The sequence below is a fragment of the Jiangella anatolica genome, assembly GCF_003236295.1.
In the GTDB taxonomy this organism is placed as follows: domain Bacteria; phylum Actinomycetota; class Actinomycetes; order Jiangellales; family Jiangellaceae; genus Jiangella; species Jiangella anatolica.
Map to the genome: position 1 here is coordinate 1 of NZ_POTW01000001.1, position 18,317 is coordinate 18,317.

The 18,317-nt window shown below is 70.9% G+C and carries 15 protein-coding genes and 1 pseudogene; 11 read left to right on the forward strand and 5 right to left on the reverse strand.

Annotated features, from left to right (window positions below):
* The 4 genes and pseudogenes from C1I92_RS33565 to C1I92_RS00015 all read left to right on the forward strand — a co-directional run.
* Window positions 1-187 (forward strand): annotated as a pseudogene (locus C1I92_RS33565) (hypothetical protein); the annotation flags it as partial.
* Window positions 157-834, forward strand: a complete 678-nt coding sequence (locus C1I92_RS00005) for a DUF305 domain-containing protein (protein WP_111252603.1) — start codon at window positions 157-159, stop codon at window positions 832-834. The pseudogene C1I92_RS33565 and the gene C1I92_RS00005, both read left to right, overlap by 31 nt.
* Window positions 831-1,373, forward strand: a complete 543-nt coding sequence (gene lepB / locus C1I92_RS00010) for a signal peptidase I (RefSeq protein WP_111252604.1) — start codon at window positions 831-833, stop codon at window positions 1,371-1,373. The genes C1I92_RS00005 and lepB overlap by 4 nt, the downstream gene beginning before the upstream one ends.
* 354 nt (window positions 1,374-1,727) lie before the next feature.
* Window positions 1,728-3,839 (forward strand): alpha/beta hydrolase, encoded by a 2,112-nt coding sequence (locus tag C1I92_RS00015; RefSeq protein WP_199520802.1) that lies wholly within the window; start codon window positions 1,728-1,730, stop codon window positions 3,837-3,839.
* Between the two features lie 50 nt (window positions 3,840-3,889).
* Here C1I92_RS00015 and C1I92_RS00020 read toward each other — a convergent pair whose 3' ends face one another.
* Window positions 3,890-4,924: a LacI family DNA-binding transcriptional regulator gene (locus tag C1I92_RS00020; RefSeq protein WP_111252606.1), complete on the reverse strand. Its 1,035-nt coding sequence runs from the start codon at window positions 4,922-4,924 to the stop codon at window positions 3,890-3,892.
* A 203-nt stretch (window positions 4,925-5,127) separates the two neighbouring features.
* Between C1I92_RS00020 and C1I92_RS00025 the strand changes: the two genes are divergently transcribed.
* The 7 genes from C1I92_RS00025 to C1I92_RS00055 all read left to right on the forward strand — a co-directional run bounded on the left by C1I92_RS00025 (window position 5,128) and on the right by C1I92_RS00055 (window position 14,147).
* Entirely contained in the window at window positions 5,128-6,501 is a 1,374-nt protein-coding gene (locus C1I92_RS00025; RefSeq protein WP_111252607.1) for an ABC transporter substrate-binding protein, read from the forward strand.
* Window positions 6,502-6,583: 82 nt separating this feature from the next.
* The gene (locus C1I92_RS00030; protein WP_111252608.1) at window positions 6,584-7,528 is read left to right on the forward strand and encodes a carbohydrate ABC transporter permease; all 945 of its coding nucleotides are present in this window, start codon (window positions 6,584-6,586) and stop codon (window positions 7,526-7,528) included.
* Entirely contained in the window at window positions 7,525-8,409 is an 885-nt protein-coding gene (locus tag C1I92_RS00035; RefSeq protein ID WP_111252609.1) for a carbohydrate ABC transporter permease, read from the forward strand. The genes C1I92_RS00030 and C1I92_RS00035 overlap by 4 nt, the downstream gene beginning before the upstream one ends.
* Before the next feature lie 43 nt (window positions 8,410-8,452).
* Window positions 8,453-9,961 carry an arabinosylfuranosidase ArfA gene (arfA, locus tag C1I92_RS00040; protein WP_111252610.1) on the forward strand — a complete coding sequence of 503 codons (1,509 nt, stop codon included), beginning with the start codon at window positions 8,453-8,455 and terminating at the stop codon, window positions 9,959-9,961.
* 11 nt (window positions 9,962-9,972) lie between these two features.
* The gene (locus tag C1I92_RS00045) at window positions 9,973-11,355 is read left to right on the forward strand and encodes a glycoside hydrolase family 5 protein (RefSeq protein WP_111252753.1); all 1,383 of its coding nucleotides are present in this window, start codon (window positions 9,973-9,975) and stop codon (window positions 11,353-11,355) included.
* A gap of 48 nt (window positions 11,356-11,403) precedes the next feature.
* The gene (locus C1I92_RS00050; protein ID WP_146604962.1) at window positions 11,404-12,414 is read left to right on the forward strand and encodes a LacI family DNA-binding transcriptional regulator; all 1,011 of its coding nucleotides are present in this window, start codon (window positions 11,404-11,406) and stop codon (window positions 12,412-12,414) included.
* A gap of 269 nt (window positions 12,415-12,683) precedes the next feature.
* Window positions 12,684-14,147 carry an HNH endonuclease gene (locus C1I92_RS00055; protein ID WP_111252612.1) on the forward strand — a complete coding sequence of 488 codons (1,464 nt, stop codon included), beginning with the start codon at window positions 12,684-12,686 and terminating at the stop codon, window positions 14,145-14,147.
* Between the two features lie 17 nt (window positions 14,148-14,164).
* Here C1I92_RS00055 and C1I92_RS00060 read toward each other — a convergent pair whose 3' ends face one another.
* Genes C1I92_RS00060 through C1I92_RS00075 form a run of 4 tightly spaced genes read right to left on the reverse strand, consistent with a single transcriptional unit; the run spans window position 14,165 to window position 18,315 of the window.
* Complete coding sequence (locus tag C1I92_RS00060; RefSeq protein WP_111252613.1) at window positions 14,165-15,367, reverse strand: fumarylacetoacetate hydrolase family protein; 1,203 nt, start codon at window positions 15,365-15,367, stop codon at window positions 14,165-14,167.
* Window positions 15,364-16,545: a mandelate racemase/muconate lactonizing enzyme family protein gene (locus tag C1I92_RS00065; protein ID WP_111252614.1), complete on the reverse strand. Its 1,182-nt coding sequence runs from the start codon at window positions 16,543-16,545 to the stop codon at window positions 15,364-15,366. Before C1I92_RS00065 ends, C1I92_RS00060 begins: the two co-directional genes overlap by 4 nt.
* A gap of 1 nt (window position 16,546) precedes the next feature.
* Complete coding sequence (locus tag C1I92_RS00070; protein WP_111252615.1) at window positions 16,547-17,377, reverse strand: carbohydrate ABC transporter permease; 831 nt, start codon at window positions 17,375-17,377, stop codon at window positions 16,547-16,549.
* Window positions 17,374-18,315, reverse strand: a complete 942-nt coding sequence (locus C1I92_RS00075) for a carbohydrate ABC transporter permease (protein ID WP_111252616.1) — start codon at window positions 18,313-18,315, stop codon at window positions 17,374-17,376. The genes C1I92_RS00070 and C1I92_RS00075 overlap by 4 nt, the downstream gene beginning before the upstream one ends.
* Window positions 18,316-18,317 lie beyond the last annotated feature (2 nt).

Genomic DNA, 18,317 nt, shown 5'->3' on the forward strand with positions numbered 1-18,317 from the left:
CGCCGACCCCGTCCGCCACGCCGACGGCGACGCCGACCCCGTCGCCCAGTCCGACGACGAGCCGGCCCCGGCCGACCTCGGTGCCGCGGCCGACCGGCCGGCCGACCGGCTGGGGCTGACCGTCGTGACCGCCGGCGCGCGAGGGAGGAGGTTCGGATGTCGCTGGACCTGGACGAGCCCGTCCTGACCGCGCCGGCCGGCCGGCGGCGCGGGTCACGGTGGCTGCCGTGGCTCGCGGTGGCGGCGGCCCTGGTGCTGCCGGCCGCCTGGGTGACGACGGCCGGCGGCGGCCACGACACGCACGCCGCCGGCGGGGCCGCGACTGCGGCGCCCGCCGGGGACGTGCCGACCGCCGCCGACGTCTGCTTCGTCGAGATGATGATCCCGCACCACGAGCAGGCCGTGGAGCTGAGCGACCTGCTGCTGGCCAAGCCGGGGGTGTGGGAGCGCGGGCGCCGGTACGCCGAGTTCGTCCGCGCCGCGCAGTCCCGCGAGATCGAGGCGATGCGCCGCTGGCTGGACGCGTGGGGCGCGGCGACCCACGGCGCGCATGCGGGCGCCGCGGCCGGCTGCGGCCACGCCGGCCCGATGCCCGGGATGCTGCCGGCCGAGCGCGTCGACGCCCTGGCGGCGGCGGACGGTCCCGCGGCCCAGCTGCTGTACCTGCAGCTGATGATCCCGCACCACGAGGGCGCGGTCGAGATGGCCTACGACGAGATCGCCGCCGGCTCGAACGTCTACGCGATCTCCGTCGCCAAGCACGTCGTCCAGGACCAGCTCGGTGAGCTCGCCGCGATGGAGTCGATGCTCGCCGAGCTCGCCGCGGTTCCGTGACCCGGGCGCGGCCGCGGGCCGGGCGGCTCCGGCTCGCGGCCGTGCTCGTCCTGGCGCTGCTCGTGGGCGGGTTGCTGCCCGCCCGGGTGGCCCACGTCTTCACCCTCGACAGCACCTCGATGCTGCCGACCCTCCAGCCCGGCGACCGGGTGGTCGCGAACCGGCTGGACCGCCCCGGCCGCGGCGACCTCGTCGTGTTCCGCGACCCGGGCGGCTGGGTGCGCTCCGGCGCCGGCGAGTACCTCGTCAAACGGGTCATCGGAGTGCCCGGCGACCGGGTGAGCTGCTGCTCCCGCGGCGCCCTTGTCGTCAACGGCGCCCGGTTGCCAGAGCCGTACCTGTCCGCCGGCCCGGCCAGCGCGCTCGCCTTCGACGTCACCGTGCCCGGCGGCACACTCTGGGTGATGGGCGACAACCGCGCCGACTCCAGGGACTCCCGCTCCGACCCGCTCGGCGAGCACGGCGGCGCCGTCGGCCTGGAGCTCGTGGTCGGCGTGGCCGTCCTGGCCTGGGGCGACGACGGCCTGCGCGCCCTCTGACGCGGCCTCGGTTGCACATCCTAAATCATACCGTTGCACATTATGCAACCAATCACAACGTTATAAATGCCGCCTCAGAAGTATTGACACCCTCCGAGCGGCGCCGCCAGCATGGGCGTCGGGCCATTTTTGCCGACGTTGTAAATGAGGAGGGCGCCCACACGTCGCGACCGGCCCGCCCGCACGGCCGAGGGTGAACGGCTCTCTCGGTGGTCGCATCCGTGTCGTCCCGCGCCGCGCCGGACGACGACGGACTCAGGACAGAGAGGATCAATGGTGATGGCATCTCGCCAGAGACGAACGCGCCGGTTCGGGATCGGGCGGCGCTTGGCCGCCCTGCTCCTCGGCGCTGCGATGGCCGTAGCCGGCTTGGCGGCCGCGCCGCCCGCGGTGACGGCGGAAGCGCCGTGGGTCAGCGTGGACGAGAACGGCTTCGTCACGTTCACGATCTCCGCCGAGGAGGCACAGAGCACGTTCGGCGACTTCAGCCAGATCGTCGCCGAGGGCAACTTCGGCCCGTCGGCCAACTGGGCCCAGTGGGGTCTCGCGCGCCGCGGGGCCAACTGGACGTCGGTGATGGGGCCGCTGGAGCCGGGCCTGTACTACTACCAGTTCACCGCCGACGACACGAACGTCGTGAAGGACCCGACGAACCCGACGAGCGTCGCGTCGGAGCCGGAGTGGAGCACGTTCTTCGTCCCCGGCGACTCCGCCGACCTGCTCGCGGACGTGCCCGAGGGAAGCGGCGGCGCGGTCGAGACGATGACCTATCGCAGCACCGTCACCCGCGGGGAGCGTTCCGCCCTGGTGTGGACGCCGCCGGGCTACGACGCCGACCGCAGCGAGCCGTACCCGGTGCTGTACCTGCAGCACGGGGGTGGGCAGGGCCACCGCGACTGGGTCGAGGTGGGCCGCGCGAAGCAGATCTTCGACAACCTGACGCTCCGGGGCGAGATGGAGCCGATGGTGGTCGTGATGGGGGACGGCAACGTGGCGGACTTCCAGAAGGAGCTGCTGCGCAACATCATGCGCGAGGCCCGGCACGACTACAACATCTCCCACAGCCCCTCGCAGCAGGCGCTGGCCGGCCTGTCGATGGGCGGCGGGCAGACGTTGGCCACCCTGTCCGAGCGCCCGGGTGAGTTCGCGTACCTCGGTGTGTTCGCCGGCGCACGCAACCTGACCACCATCGACGCCGAGAAGATCAACGAGGGCACCGAGCTGCTGCGGCTGTACACCGGCAACGTCACCGACGGGGCGCACAACCGCACCTACCGCCTCATGCAGCAGCTCGACGCGGCCGGCGTCGAGTACCAGTTCGACGGCGTCAACCCCGACCGCGGGCACAACTGGAACGCCTGGCAGGAGAACCTGATCGACTTCGCGCCGCGGCTGTTCCAGAAGGTCGACGACGACGGCCCCAGCCCCGGGCACCTGCCGCTGGAGGGCGAGTTCACCCTCCCGCCGACCGGCACCACCCCGACCCCGTGGATCACCGAGGACCGCTTCGTCACGTTCGAGACCACCACGGACTTCAAGGACGCCGAGCACGTCACCGTGTGGGGCAACTGGGCGCCCGGCGGCAGCTGGATCCGCGTCGAGATGGCGCGCGTCGGCGACCGGTGGCGCGCCACCATCGGCCCGCTGAAGCCCGGTTTCCACCACTACCGCCTCATCGTCGACCGCGTGTCCACGAAGGACACGTCGAACCCGACCAGAGTGACCTCGGAGCCGACCTGGAGCACGTTCTTCATCCCCGGTGAGGAGGCTCGCCTCCTGGCCGACGTCCCGGAAGGTCAGGGCGGCACCGTCGAGACGATGACGTACCAGAGCACGGTCGCCGGGGCCGAGCGGAAGGCCTACGTCTGGACCCCGCCCGGCTACGACCCGAACCGGGCCGAGCCGTACCCCGTGTTCTACCTGCAGCACGGCGGTGGGCAGAACTACACCGACTGGATCGAGATGGGCCGCGCCAAGCAGATCCTCGACAACCACTTCCTCGACGGCAACCTCGAGCCGATGGTCGTGGTGATGGGCAACGGCAACTCCTCGAACTTCACCAGGGAGTTGCGGGAGAACATCGTCCCGGTGTCGTTGGAGCGGTACAACATCTCCGACGAACCGTCTCAGCGGGCGCTGGCGGGCCTGTCGATGGGCGGCGGGCAGACGTACACCGTGCTCAAGGCCTTCCCGGGTGAGTTCGCCTACATCGGCACGTTCTCGGCCGGGTTCGGCAGCGCCACGGGGGTCGATGCCCAGGCGATCAACGACGGCACGACGCTGCTGAAGATCTACGTGGGCGATCCCACGGACTTCGTGTACCCGTCGTTCATCAACTCGCTGGCCGTCATGGACCAGCTGGGGATCGACTACGAGTACGACGGCCCGACCCCCGGGCCGCACGGCTGGGACGCATGGCAGAAGAACCTCATCGACTTCGCACCGCTGCTGTTCCGGTCGGAGTGATGCAGTCGTCGCGGGCGCCGGCCCTCCGCAGCAGGCGCCGGCGCCCGCGATCAGCTCGACCCGGTGGACCCGGTGGACTCGCGGGCGACGATGCGGAACTCGGACTTCACCAGCAGCGGCGGTATCGCCTCGCCGTCCTTCTCGTTGATGCGCTCGACCAGCAGCTCGACCGCCGTCTCGGCGATCTCCTGCCGGCCGGGGTCGACGCTGGACAGCGACGGGATGGAGTACCTGGCCTCGTCGATGTCGTCGAACCCGATGACGGCGACGTCGTCGGGGACCCGGACGCCGGCGTCGCCGAGGGCGCGCAACGCACCGAGCGCGAGGGTGTCGTTGAGCGCGAACAGGCCGTCGAACGCGACGCCGGACGCGATGAGGTCGCGCATCGCCTCGGCGCCGTTCTCGCGGTGCCACGGCGCCGCGACCCGGATCAGCTGCGGGTCGACGGGGATGCCGGCCGCGCCGAGGGCGCGCTTGTAGCCCCGCACCCGCAGGTCGGCCGAGCGGATCTCTTCGCGCTGGTCCGGGTGCGCGCCGATGATCGCGATGCGCCGCCGGCCGATCTCGAGCAGGTGTTCGGTGGCCGCCTGCGCGGAGCTCACGTTGTGCATCGTCACGTGGTCCGTGGGGCCGCCGAAGATCCGCTCGCCGAGCAGCACGAAGGGGAACTTGGGTTGGATGAGGTCACGGTCGTCCTGGCCGAGACGTTCGGGGCTGAACAGCAGCCCGTCGGTGAGGCGCAGCCGGCCGGCGCCGGTGACCGCGGCGATCTCGCGCTCGCGGTCGCCGCTGGTCTGCTCGACCAGCACGCCGAGGTCGTGCTTCTCCGCCGCGCGGATGATCGCGTCGGCCAACTCGGCGAAGTAGTTCTGCCGCAGCTCGGGCACCGCCAGCCCGATGACGCCCGTGCGGCCGGACCGCAGGCCGCGCGCCGACAGGTTCGGCCGGTAGCCGAGCTCCTCGATGGCGGAGAGGACCCGCATCCGCGTCGACGGCCGGACGTGGGGAAAGTCGTTGATCACGTTCGAGACCGTCTTGATGGAGACTCCGGCCACCCGTGCGACGTCGTGCATCGTCGGGGTCACGTGGGTGCCTCCTCTGTCCGGCGGCGCGGCGGCGCCGCCTCTGCATTGTATGGGCCGACCTGCGCTCCGACGGTGCAGAGAGCGCTGGCCACGTCGGTCTTGACAGGGGTGAAGCGCGTTGCCATAGTCGCCTTTATCGCTAAATATACAACGTTATAAATGCTCTCCGCGGCCGACTCAGCATCTGGAAGGGAACTCACGCAATGAAGCGCAAGCAATTCCTCGCCGCGGCGGCGACCCTCGTCCTCGCCGGCTCGCTCGCCGCCTGTTCGTCCGACGACGACGGCGCCAACAGCAGCAGCAGTGAGGGCGGCGGCGGGTCCGACGCCACCAACTGCACCAACACCATTCCCAAGCCGGACCTGCCCGCCGTGACGCTGTGGGCCTGGTACCCGAACATGGAACTGGTCGTCGACAACTTCAACGAGCAGAACGACGAGGTCCAGGTGTGCTGGACCAACGTCGGCGAGGGCGGCGACGAGTACGAGAAGTTCCAGACCGCCATCGCCGCCGGCACCGGCGCGCCCGACGTCATCATGATCGAGGCGGACCGGATCCCGACGTTCCAGGTGCAGGACGCGCTGGTCGACATCAGCGACTTCGGCTACGAGGACGTCAAGGACGACTACAGCGAGGGCGCCTGGCAGGACGTCTCGGTCGGCGACGCGGTCTACGGCGTCCCCGTCGACGGCGGGCCGATGGGGATGATCTACCGCAAGGACATCTTCGAGCAGTACGGCATCACGCCCCCCACGACCTGGGCGGAGTACGAGCAGGCCGCGCAGACGGTGCGCGACGCCGGCGGCCCGCTGTTCGGCGACCTCGGCGCCAACGTGCCCGCGGTGATGATGGCGCTGCAGATCCAGAACGGCGCCGACCCGTTCACCTACGACACCGACAACCCGGAGAACATCGGGATCGCGCTGAACGACGAGGCGTCGAAGGAGGTGCTCGACTACTGGGGCGGCCTGGTCGAGAAGGGCCTCGTCGGCACCCAAGACCAGTTCACGCCGGAGTACATCGCCGGGGTCATCAACGGCGACTACGCCACCTACATCTCCGCGGCCTGGGCGCCGGGCTACCTCACCGGCGCCGGTGTCGGCGCGGGCGCGGACTCCGGCCAGTTCGCGGTCGCGCCGCTGCCGCAGTGGGACCCGGCCAACCCGGTCCAGGTGAACTGGGGCGGGTCGGCGTTCTCGGTGACCAGCCAGGCCTCGGACCCGGAGCTGGCGGCGCAGGCGGCCTTCGGCCTCTACGCCGACGAGGCGTCGCTCACCGACGGCTGGACCAACCAGGTCATCTTCCCGCTGAACCTCAACGCGCTCGAGGACCCGGCCTTCGCCGACCTCGCGGTGGAGTTCTTCGGCGGCCAGCAGGCGAACAAGGAGGTCTACGTCCCGGCGGCGAACGCCTACGAGGGCTTCACCTACAGCCCGCTGCAGCAGTACTACTACGACGCGATGACCGAGCAGCTCGCATCGGTCAACGAGGGCTCGATCACGGGCTCCGAGGCGGCGGACCGGCTGCACGAGGACGTCGTGGGCTACGCCGAGGAACAGGGGTTCACGGTCGAGTGACCTGACCGGGTGGGACCGGCGCACCCCCCGGCGCCGGTCCCACCCACCGCCCCTGCCCGTCCACCCACTCCGGAGCTCGAGAATGACCCTGCAGATCACCGAGACCGCGCCACCGCGGACCCCGAAGACAAGACGCAAAGCGCCCAAGTTACCGCTGCGCGAGCAGCTCATCGGCTGGCTCTTCATCGGGCCGTTCGGGCTGGTCTTCCTCGCCTTCCTCGTCGCCCCGCTGGTCTACGCGCTCTACCTCAGCCTGTTCCGGAAGGCGATGATCGGCGGGACCAGCTTCGTCCTCCTGGAGAACTACACGAAGGCGTTCACCGACCCGAGCTTCCTCGACGGCGCGTGGTTCGTCATCCGGTTCTCGCTCGTCCTCATCCCGGTGCAGATGCTGATCTCGCTCGCGATGGCGCTCATCCTCGACATGGTCACGTCGCGGTTCGCGCGGTTCTCGCGGCTGATGATCTTCCTGCCCTACGCGATCCCCGCGGTCATCGGCGCCCTGATGTGGGGGTTCCTGTACAGCAAGAACTTCGGCCCGCTCGGTGACTTCTTCGGCCTGTTCGGCGCCACCGCGCCGGACTTCCTCAGCCGGGACCTGATCTTCTACGGCCTGCTCAACATCGTCACCTGGCAGTGGGCCGGCTACTACATGATCATCCTGTACGCCGCGCTGCAGGGCATCGACCCGACCCTGTACGAGGCCGCCCGCATCGACGGCGCCAGCAACTGGCAGATCACGCTGCGGATCAAGATCCCGCTGATCACACCGGCGCTGTTGCTCATCCTGGTGTTCGCGCTGATCGGGACGCTGCAGTTCTTCAACGAGCCGAAGATCCTGCGCGACCTCGCCGCCGGCGCGATCGGGCCGGACTTCACGCCGAACATGTACGCCTACCAGCAGGCGTTCGGCCTGGCGAACTTCAACTACGGCTCGGCCATCTCGTTCGCGCTCGGCGCTGTCGTCTTCGTCTGCGTCTACATCTTCCTGTTCGCGACCCGCAAGCGGGGGAGCTTCCTCTCATGACCGTGTCCATCGACGCCGCCTCGCGACGCCGGCGGCCGCAGCGCCACCTGCCGTTGCAGATCCTCCTCGGCTTCCTGCTCGTCTACTTCCTCATCCCCTTCTGGTGGGTCGTCGTCAACAGCTCGAAGGACGCCTCGGGCCTGTTCGGCGGCGGCAGCGCGCTCTGGTTCGCCGAGGACGTCGACTTCATCGGCAACCTGCGGGAGCTGTTCACCTACAGCGGCGGCATCTACACCCGCTGGCTGCTCAACTCCACGCTCTACGCCGTCGTGGGCGGGGTCGGCGCCACGGCGCTGGCCGTCCTGGCCGGCTACGGCTTCGCGAAGTACCGCTTCGCCGGCCGGCGGTTCAGCTTCGCCGTCCTGCTCGGCGCGGTGATGGTCCCGGCCACCGCGCTGGTCATCCCGACGTTCATCATGTTCTCCCGGCTGGGCCTGACGAACACGATCTGGGCGGTGATCCTGCCGTCGCTGCTCAACCCGTTCGGGGTGTACCTGATGCACGTCTACGTGCGCGACGCCGTTCCCGACGAGCTGCTGGACGCCGCCCGCGTCGACGGCGCGGGCGAGCTGCGCTCGTTCCTCCAGGTCGCGCTGCCGATGATGCGACCGGCGATGGTGACCGTCCTGTTGCTCTCGATCGTGGCCACCTGGAACAACTACTTCCTGCCACTGGCGATGCTGTCGGACAACGACCTGTATCCCGTGACGGTCGGCATCGGGCAGTGGCAGGGCATCGCCTCGGCCAACAACTCCGGCGGCACGTCGCTGTGGAGCATCATCATCATGGGATCCCTCGTCTCGGTCATCCCGCTGATCATCGCCTTCCTCACGCTGCAGCGTCACTGGCGCGGCGGCCTGGCGATCGGCAGCTTGAAGTAGGCCGGCGCACGTCGCTGCCCGTCCGTCGACCGATAAGAGGATCATGAACCGCGCTCATCTGACCATCGACCCCTATTTCACCGTCGGCACCGTCAACCGCCGCCTCTTCGGCTCCTTCGTCGAGCACCTCGGCCGCGGCGTGTACGACGGCATCTACGAGCCCGGCCACCCGGCCGCCGACGAGAACGGCTACCGCGAGGACGTCATCGCGCTGGTCCGCGAGCTCGGCGTTACGGCCATCCGCTACCCCGGCGGCAACTTCGTGTCCGGCTACCGCTGGGAGGACGGGATCGGCCCGCGCGAGCAGCGGCCGCGCCGGCTCGACCTCGCCTGGCACTCGATCGAGACCAACGAGGTCGGGCTGGACGAGTTCGCCGCCTGGCTGCGCAAGGTCGGCAGCGAGCTCATGTACGCGGTGAACCTCGGCACCCGCGGCATCCACGAGGCGCTGGACGTGCTCGAGTACGCCAACGTCCCGTCGGGCACCCGGCTGTCCGACCTGCGCATCGCGAACGGCACGCCCGCGCCGCACGACATCAGGATGTGGTGCCTGGGCAACGAGATGGACGGGCCGTGGCAGCTGGGCCACGGCGCCGCCGAGGAGTACGCGAGCCTCGCCGCCAAGACCGCCCGGGCGATGCGGCAGGTCGATCCCGGCCTCGAGCTCGTCGTCTGCGGCAGCTCCAGCGCGCAGATGTCGACGTTCGGCAGCTGGGAGCGGACGGTGCTCGAGGCGACCTACGACGAGGTGGACTACATCTCCTGTCACGCCTACTACGAGCCGAAGGACGGCGACCACGCCAGCTTCCTCGCCTCGGCGGTGAACATGGACCGGTTCATCGAGTCGGTCGCGGCGACGGCCGACCACGTCAAGGCCGAGCGCCGCAGCCCGAAGACCATGTACATCTCCTTCGACGAGTGGAACGTCTGGTACCAGTCGCGCTACCGCGCCGAGCGCCACACCGGCATCGGCGACTGGCCGATCGCGCCCCGGCTGCTGGAGAACACCTACTCGGTGATGGACGCGGTCGTCTTCGGCAACCTGCTCATCTCGCTGCTCCGGCACGCCGACCGCGTGACGTCGGCCAGCCTCGCCCAGCTGGTCAACGTCATCGCGCCGATCATGACCGAGCCCGGCGGGCCGGCCTGGCGCCAGACGACGTTCTTCCCGTTCGCGCTCACGTCCCGGCTGGCCCGCGGCGAGGCGCTCGAGGTCAAGCTGGACAGCCCGACGTACGCGTCGGGCCTGCACGGCGACGTCACGGTCGTCGACGCGGTCGCGACACACGACGCCGGCAGCGGCGCGACGGCGGTGTTCCTCGTCAACCGCGACGAGGAGGCGGAGGCGGAGATCGAGATCGACGTGCGGATGCTCGGCGAGGTCCGGGTCCGCGACGTGTGGACGCTCAGCGACAAGGACCCGCACGCCGTCAACACACTGGAGCAGCCGGACCGGGTGCGGCCGGCGGCGAACCCGACGGCCGCCCTGGCCGACGGGACGGTGACGGTGTCGCTGCCGCCCGTCTCGTGGACCGCTCTCACCCTCGGATGAACGGAGTCGGCATGCTCAGGATCGACGGAAGCCGGCTCGTCGCCGGGGACGAGCCGGTGGTGCTGCGAGGGGTCGGCCTCGGCGGCTGGATGAACATGGAGAACTTCATCACCGGCTATGCGGGGACGGAGTCGCAGCATCGGCGGGCGCTGCGCCGGGTGCTGGGCGAGGAGGGCTACGCCAGGTTCTTCGACCGCTTCCTCGAGGCGTTCTTCACCGACGAGGACGCCGCGCTGCTGGCGGGGCTGGGCCTGAACTCGGTGCGGATCCCGTTCAACTACCGGCACTTCGAGGACGACGCGGCGCCGTTCGAGCTCAAGCCCGAGGGGTTCGCGCTGCTGGACCGCGTGGTGGAGGCCTGCGCGCGTCACGGCATCTACACGATCCTGGACCTGCACGCGGTGCCGGGCGCGCAGAACCAGCACTGGCACAGCGACAACCCCACGCAGTGGGCGCACTTCTGGGGCCAGCGGCAGTTCCAGGACCGCGTCGTGCACCTGTGGGAGCGGCTGGCCGAGCACTACAAGGACAACGCGTGGGTGGCCGGCTACAACCCGGTGAACGAGCCCGGCGACGTCGAGGGCACAACGATCGGGCCGTTCTACCGGCGGCTCGAGGCGGCGATCCGGGCCGTGGACCCCGACCACATCCTGTTCCTCGACGGCAACCGCTTCTCCACCCAGTTCGACCAGCTCGGCGACCCGTTGCCGAACTGCGTGTACACCGCGCACGACTACGCCCTGCCGGGGTTCGCCGACGGCGGCCCCTATCCCGGCACCAGCAGGGGCCAGTACGTGGACCGCGACCGGGTCGAGGAGACGTTCCTGGCCCGCACCGAGTACATGCGCCGGACCGGCACCCCCGTCTGGGTCGGCGAGTTCGGGCCGGTGTACACCGGCGATCCGGCGCGGGACGAGCAGCGCTACCGGCTGCTGGAGGACCAGCTGGAGATCTACGGCCGGCACGAGGCGAGCTGGTCGCTGTGGACGTACAAGGACATCGGGCTGCAGGGCCTGGTGACCGTCGACCCGGCCTCGCCCTACGCGCAGCGGGTGGCGCCGGTGGTGGACAAGAAGGCGCGCCTGGGCGTGGACTCCTGGGGCTCGACGGACGCGGGGATCCGGCACATCATGCGGCCGATCGAGGAGCTGTTCGAGCGCGAGTTCCCGGACTTCCAGCCCTACCCGTGGGGCGCGGCGCGCTGGATCCACGGGCACGTCCGCCACGTCATGCTGGCCGAGGCCATGGTCGACGACTTCGCGGCGGCGTTCGACGGCGTGGACCCCGACGAGGCCGAGCGGCTCGCGGACTCGTTCGCCCTCGGCCGCTGCCAGGTGCGCAAGACGCTCGCCGAGATCCTCCGCCAGGCGACGGCGGGGGAGCTGAGCCGGTGACGGTCCGGCATTCCGGCCGGAGCGGGGGATGATGGGTCTGTGGTGCGGATGATCGATGTGGCCCATGAAGCCGGCGTGTCGGCCATGACGGTGTCGAACGTGATCAACGGCCGGCCCGGCGTGAGCGCGCAGACCCGGCTGCGGGTGCTCGCGACGATCTCGAAGCTGGGCTACCAGGTGAACCACGCCGCGCGTCACCTCCGTGCGGGCCGCACCGGCGCCGTCGGGCTGATCGTCCCCGACATCGACCGGCCCTACTACGCGCAGCTGGCCAGCCGGCTCGCGGGCGGCGTGGAGAAGCGCGGCCTGCACCTCGTCGTCGAGCGCACCGGCGGCGACGCGGAGCGCGAGCTGGAGGCGATCTCGTTCGGCCGGCTGCGCATGTACGACGGCGTCGTGATCAGCCCGCTGCGGGTCGACGCCGCCGACCTGGACCAGCTGCGGTTCGAGACACCCGTCGTGTTCATCGGCGAGCGGCCGGTCCCGGCGTCCTTCGACCACGTCATGATGGACAACGTGGGCGGCGCCCGGCAGGCGGTGCGGCACCTGCTCGAGACCGGCTCGCGCCGCGTCGCCGTCATCGGCGGCCGGCACGACGACCAGGTCGACGACATGCCGTCGCTGCGCACCCGCGGCTACCGCCAGGCGCACGCCGAGCTCGGCGTCGACGTCGAAGAGGAGCTGGTGGTGCAGGTCGAGTCGTTCGACCCCTGGTCGGGCTTCCACGCGGTGAAGCGGCTGCACGAGTCCGGCGTCGCCTTCGACGGCGTCTTCGCCCTCACCGACGCCGCCGCGACGGGCGTCCTGCGGGCGCTGGCCGACCTCCGGATCGAGGTGCCGCGCGAGGTCCAGGTGATCGGCTTCGACAACGGCAAGGAGACGGAGTTCCTCGTGCCCCGGCTGTCGTCGGTGGAACCGGGCAACGACGCGATGGCCGACAAGGTCCTCGAGCTGCTGGACCACCGGGTCGCCGCTGCCGGTGACGGCGGCCAGGACGCGCCGGACCCGACGACCACCATCGTCACCGCACAGCTGGCCCTGCGCGAGTCGACCCGCTGAGCTCGCGCCGCATGGCCGATCAGTTGTCGGCCGGACGTGTGTTCGATAAGATCATCGGTAGAAGGTCTGGCCGTCACCGGGAGCGGCAGCAGTGGGTTCCCGGGCGTTGAAGCAGGGCATCACGCCAGGTGTCCCACCTCGTCCACGGTCGCAGCCGATCAGCGAGTCTGCGGTCGTCCCATCCCAGCCCGGACGGGCCAATGCGGGTGGCACGCGCTCGCCCCTGAGGGGGTGGGCGTCCTCATCGTGGACGAGAGAGGTGACCCGCCGTGTCCGATCCGATCGACCACCTGGCCGCCGCGCCGCCGGGCCCAGGGCTGGCCGCGCTGCTGGCCCGGGTGGACCTCACCGTGCTGCCGGCGCACGAATTGGTCGTGGTGGCACAGGCGCGGCAACGTCAGCTCGCCCACGACGAGGCCGCGCTGCTGCGGGTCTTCGCCGAACTCGCCGCCCGGCCCGAGTACCAACGCTGCAGCGCACCCGACGACCTGACACCGGGGCACACCCACCAGGCGGTCCAGGCCGCCGGCGACGAGGTGTCGCTGGCGCTTCGCTGGACCCCGGGCCGCGCCACCGCACGGGTCGCGCTGGCGGTGGAGCTCGAGGAGGACCTCCCCGACACCCTTGCCTCGCTCGCCACCGGCCACATCGACGCGGACAAGGCACGGCTGATCGCCGAACGCACCCGCTGCCTGCCCGACCTCGCCCTGCGCCGACGGGTCGAGGCCGCCGTACTGCCCTGTGCCCGGACACACACCCGATGGACGCTGGACCAGCGGCTTCGCCGCGAGGTCATCGCCGCCGACCCCGCCGGAGCAGAAGAGCGCCACCGCCGGGCGGCCCGAGACCGCCAGGTGAGCCGTCCCGAACCCGCCGCACCGGGCGGTGAGGACGGCATGGCCACGATGACGCTCTGCGGCCCGGCCGAAGACCTCACCACACTGTGGGCCGCCACCGACGCCGCCGCACGCCACACCCGGACCAGCGGCGACCCACGCACCCTCGACCAACTCCGCTTCGACCTGCTCACCGGCCAGGCCTGGACCGCGCTCGAGACCGGGCACCTCGGCTGCTGCCACCCCGCCTGCGCCAACGCCCCCGGCGCCACTGCGCCCACTCGCCCGCCCGACCCCGGCCGACCAGCCGTCCCAGCCGCTTGCGGCGGGCCGGTGGTCCTCGGTCAGCGTCGAGGCCGCGGTGCCGTGGTGCAGGTCACCGTGCCGATCACCGCTCTGCTCGGGGACGACGGCGTGCCTGGCGAGCTCGACGGATACGGACCCATCACGGCCGGCGCAGCCCGGCGCATCGCCACCGATGCCACCATGCGCCGGCTGCTCACCGATCCCGCGGACGGCCGCCTGCTCGAGTACGGCCGCACCACCTACGCCCCGCCGGCCGACCTCGCCGCGCACGTCGTCGCCCGCGATCGCACCTGCCGGTTCCCCACCTGCCACCGCACTGCCACCGAGGCCGAGATCGACCACAAGATCCCTTACGCCCGCGGCGGCACCACCGACCCGGCCAACGCCTGGGCCCTGCATACCGGCCACCACCGCGCCAAGACCTGGCACGCCTTCACCATCACCACCGACACCCATGTCACCACCTGGTGGACCACCCCCGCCGGCCACCGGTACCCGGTCGAACCTGAAGCCATCGGAGCCAATCTCGTGGCGCCGGCCCCAGCACTCCAGCCGGCTGGCACAGCATGCGTCGAGACGCCGCCCTTCTGAACCTCGTCAAGACACGGTCAGAGCAGGCCTCGACGGGCGAGGTTGCCCATGAGGGCTCGGACGCCGAAGTCCCACGGCTCGCAGTCCTCGGCGTGGCGGACCCGGTTGACCAGCGCGCCCAGTGCCGGCGAGCCGATCCGGACGACGTCGCCGAGCTTGTGGGTGAAGCCCTCGCCCGGACGGTCGCGGTCCTGGATCGGCGCGAACATGGTGCCGAGCATGAGCACCGCGCCGTCCGGGTAGTGGTGGTGGCGGCCGACCAGCTGGCGCACCAGGGCCTCCGGCTCGCGCGAGATCCGTGACATCTCCGACACCGCCTCGAGGCGGAACCCGTCCTCGCCCTCGATGGTGAGGCCGACCTCGAGCTCGCGCACCTGGTCCGGGCCGAAGCGCTCGTCGAAGAGGCGGATGAACGGGCCCAGCGCGCAGGAGGCGTTGTTGTCCTTCGCCTTCGGCAGCAGCAGCGCGGACCGGCCCTCGACGTCGCGCAGGTTCACGTCGTTGCCGAGGGTCGCGCCGACGACCCGGCCGCTGGACTGGACGATCAGCGCCACCTCGGGCTCGGGGTTGTTCCAGGTCGACGCGGCGAGCACGCCGACCGGAACGGCGGTGCCCACCGCGGACAGGACCTGGCCCTTGGTGAAGATCTCGGCGTCGGGGCCGATCCCGACCTCCAGGTACGGGCTCCAGGCGCCCTCCGCCAGCAGCAGGTCCTTCAGGCGCGACGCCTCCTCCGAGCCCGGCGTCAGGGCATGGAAGTCGTCGCCGACGTCGGCGAGCATCCGGCCGCGGATCTCCGCGGCGAGGGCGAGGTCGCCGCGGGCCCGTTCCTCGATGACGCGCTCGATCATCGACACCGCGAACGTCACGCCCGCGGCCTTCAGCGCCTGCAGGTCCACGGGCGCCAGCAGCCAGGGCCGGGTGGTGTCGCGAACGGCCGCACCGGTGTTGGCCAGCGCATCAGCGAGGCTCGCGACCGGGCGGCCGTCGAGGCCGGCGACGGCGGCGGCCGGGTCGGGCAGCTCGCAGATGTCGCGGACGGTCGCGAACCGGTCGCTGAGGTCGAGCAGCTCTCCGTTCCGGACGAGCACGGGGGACGGCCCGCCGGCGTCCGGGTCCCAGACCCGGCCGATCAGGACGCTCCGGTCCGCGTCCTCCGGCAACGCGTCGGCGGCGGTTCCGAACCAGGCGTCGACCGCCTCGGACGCGGGCACGGTCATTCGTCGGCTCCCAGGTTGAAGAAGGACCGCTCGTCGGGCGGGCGGATGTCGTAGACGGCGTCGTCGAACAGGCGCAGCGGATGCGGCGTGAACGGGTGCCGGGCGATCTCCTCCAGGTTCAGCTCGATGCCCAGCCCCACACCGGGCGGGACGACCACGTCGCCGTCCTCGGTGAGGGTGAGCCGTTCGCTGGTGACGTCCGGACGCCACGGCACATCGGTCGCCATGATCTCCAGGTACCGGAAGTTGGGCAGGGTGGCGCCCAGCTGCAGGGTCGCCGCCGTGCTCAGCGGACCGCTCGGGTTGTGCGGCGCGAAGCCCACGTAGCTCGTGGCCGCGAGCGTGGAGATGAAGGCCAGCTCGGCCAGCCCGCCCGCGTGCGTGACGTCGGGCTGGACGAAGTCGACCGCCTGACGCGCGAGGGCGGGGACGAAGCCCTGCCGGCCGAACCAGCGCTCGCCCGCCGCGATCGGCACCGGCGACGCCCGGCGGACGTCGACCAGGGCATCGAGGTTGTCCGGCGGGCACGGCTCCTCGAACCAGACCGGCTGGAACTGCGCGATCTCCCGCGCGACCAGGATGGCGTGGCGGACGTCGAAGCGGCCGTGCCCCTCGATGAACAGCTCGACGTCGGGTCCGACGGCGGAGCGGACGGCGTCGATCTGCGCCAGCACCCGGTCCAGCTGCCGGGACCCGATGACGAGGTCGTGGTTCTCGAACGGGTCCCACTTGAGCCCGCGGAACCCGGTGGCGACCGTCCGCGCGGCCGCCGCCGCGTAGTCCTCGGGGCTCCTCGCGCCGGAGAACCAGCCGTTGGCGTAGGCGCGCACCCGGTCGCGGGTGGCGCCGCCGAACAGGCGCGCGACCGGCACGCCCAGCTCGCGCGCCGAGATGTCCCAGAGCGCCATCTCCAGCGAGCTCAGCGCCGTCATGACGACCGGGCCGCCGCGCCAGTACCAGTCGCGGGCCAGCTCGTACATCGTGCCGGCGATGCGGGTCGGGTCGAGGCCGGTGACGGCCTCGGCCAGCTCGGCGAGCGCGCCCTGCACAGCGCGCTCCTTGCCCTCGAGGGTGGCCTCGCCGAGACCGGCGATGCCCTCGTCGGTGGACACGCGGACGATGACGAGGTTCGTGCGGTAGAAGTCGACGACGAAGGTGTCGACCGAGGTGATCTTCATGTCATCCCTTGACTGCGCCGGCGGTCATGCCGGCGACGACGTACTTCTGCGCGAACAGGTAGAACGCGACGGCGGGCAGGGTGAACATGAAGGCCACAGCCATGACCGTCTGCACCGGCGTGCCGACCTCGCCGATGAAGTTCGCGATGCCCACCGACGCCGGCTGCGTCTCCGGCGCGTAGATGAAGGTCACCGCGAACACGTACTCGTTCCAGGCGTGGAAGAACGCGATGACCGCCGCGGCCGCGATCGACGGCCCGATCAGGGGCACGTTGATGCGCAGCAGCATGGTCAGCGGCCGGGCACCGTCGACCCGTCCGGCCTCCTCGAGCTCGCGTGGGATGCCGTCGATCGCGCCCTTGAGGATGAGCGCGACGATCGGCAGCACGAACGCGGAGTTGGCGAGGACCAGCCCGGTGAGCGAGTCGAGCAGGTCGAAGCGGTTGAACAGCGCGAACAACGGCACGACCATGAGCGCCTCGGGCAGCATCTGGGTCAGCAGCAGCACGACGGCCGTCAGCATCTTGCCGCGGAAGGAGAACCGCGAGAGCGCGTAGCCGAGCGGGATGCCCAGGCCGATCGACAGCACGGTCGTCCCCAGCGCGATCACCAGGCTGTTGCGCAGCCAGGTCAGCGCCTCGCCGTCGGCCAGCGCGTCGGCGAAGACGCCGAGCTCGGAGAAGTCCGGGAGCAGCCGGGCGTCGGCGGCGAACAGATCGGCGTTGCTCGACAGGGCCGTGACGAACATCCAGTACAGCGGGAAGACCGCGATCCCCATGACGACCAGGACGCCGACCACGCGCAGCGTCACGCCGATCCGGAGCCGGCTCATCGCAGCCCCTCCTTCTCGGCGGCGCGGGTGACGAGCCGGCTGCCCGCGATGACGATGAGCGAGATGACGACGCCGACCATGCCGATCGCGGCCGCCGTGCCGAGCTGCTTGGAGTCGAACGCCTGCGCGTAGAGGTCGATGACCAGGGTCTCCGTGGAGCCCACCGGCCCGCCCTTGGTCATCAGCCAGATGAGCTCGAAGCGGCGGATCGACCAGATCGTCATCAGCAGCGCGAGCAGCCCCACCGTCGGCTTGATGACCTGCCAGGTGACGGCACGGAACGTCCACCACCGGCCGGCGCCGTCCATCGTGGCCGCCTCGAGGAGGTCGCGCGGGACCGCCTGCAGCGCCGACAGCAGCACCACGGAGGTGAGCGGGAAGAGCTGCCAGACGGTCGTCACGAGGATCGCCGGCAGGGCGTAGGTCGAGCTGTCCAGGATCGCCCCGCCAGGGACGCCCAGCCCGACGGCGTCGAGGAACCGGTTCACGATGCCGTACTGGGGGTTGAGCATCCAGGTCGCGATGAGCGCGACCGCGATGCCGGGCGCGGCCCACGGGATCGTGACGAGCGCGCGCACGACGCCCCGGCCGCGGAAGCTCCGGTTGAGCAGCAGGGCGACCAGGAGCCCGGCGCCCACCGAGCCGGCGACGCAGGCGACGACGTAGACGAACGTGGTGCGCAGGGTGCGGCGGAAGTCCTCGTCGCCGAAGATGTCGACGTAGTTCTCCAGCCCCACCCAGGTGCTGTTCGTGGGATTGAGCAGCGAGGTCCGGGTGAAGCTCAGGTAGACCTCCTGGGCCAGTGGAACGCCCTGGAACAGCAGGATGAAGATCGCTGCGGGACCGAGGAACAGGTAGGGCGTCCACCGGCTGCCGAGCGGGCTGCGGCGGCGCCCCGCCTCGGTGCGGGGCGCTCGCCTCTGCTCGAGAAGGGTCATCG

Coding starts and splice junctions, on each gene's coding strand:
- C1I92_RS00060 (WP_111252613.1), bottom strand. CDS start 15,367: ATGACCGTGCCCGCGTCCGAGGCGGTCGACGCCTGGTTCGGAACCGCC.
- C1I92_RS00005 (WP_111252603.1), top strand. CDS start 157: ATGTCGCTGGACCTGGACGAGCCCGTCCTGACCGCGCCGGCCGGCCGG.
- arfA (WP_111252610.1), top strand. CDS start 8,453: ATGAACCGCGCTCATCTGACCATCGACCCCTATTTCACCGTCGGCACC.
- C1I92_RS00050 (WP_146604962.1), top strand. CDS start 11,404: ATGATCGATGTGGCCCATGAAGCCGGCGTGTCGGCCATGACGGTGTCG.
- C1I92_RS00065 (WP_111252614.1), bottom strand. CDS start 16,545: ATGAAGATCACCTCGGTCGACACCTTCGTCGTCGACTTCTACCGCACG.
- C1I92_RS00075 (WP_111252616.1), bottom strand. CDS start 18,315: ATGACCCTTCTCGAGCAGAGGCGAGCGCCCCGCACCGAGGCGGGGCGC.
- C1I92_RS00030 (WP_111252608.1), top strand. CDS start 6,584: ATGACCCTGCAGATCACCGAGACCGCGCCACCGCGGACCCCGAAGACA.
- C1I92_RS00025 (WP_111252607.1), top strand. CDS start 5,128: ATGAAGCGCAAGCAATTCCTCGCCGCGGCGGCGACCCTCGTCCTCGCC.
- C1I92_RS00070 (WP_111252615.1), bottom strand. CDS start 17,377: ATGAGCCGGCTCCGGATCGGCGTGACGCTGCGCGTGGTCGGCGTCCTG.
- C1I92_RS00045 (WP_111252753.1), top strand. CDS start 9,973: ATGCTCAGGATCGACGGAAGCCGGCTCGTCGCCGGGGACGAGCCGGTG.
- C1I92_RS00035 (WP_111252609.1), top strand. CDS start 7,525: ATGACCGTGTCCATCGACGCCGCCTCGCGACGCCGGCGGCCGCAGCGC.
- C1I92_RS00015 (WP_199520802.1), top strand. CDS start 1,728: ATGGCCGTAGCCGGCTTGGCGGCCGCGCCGCCCGCGGTGACGGCGGAA.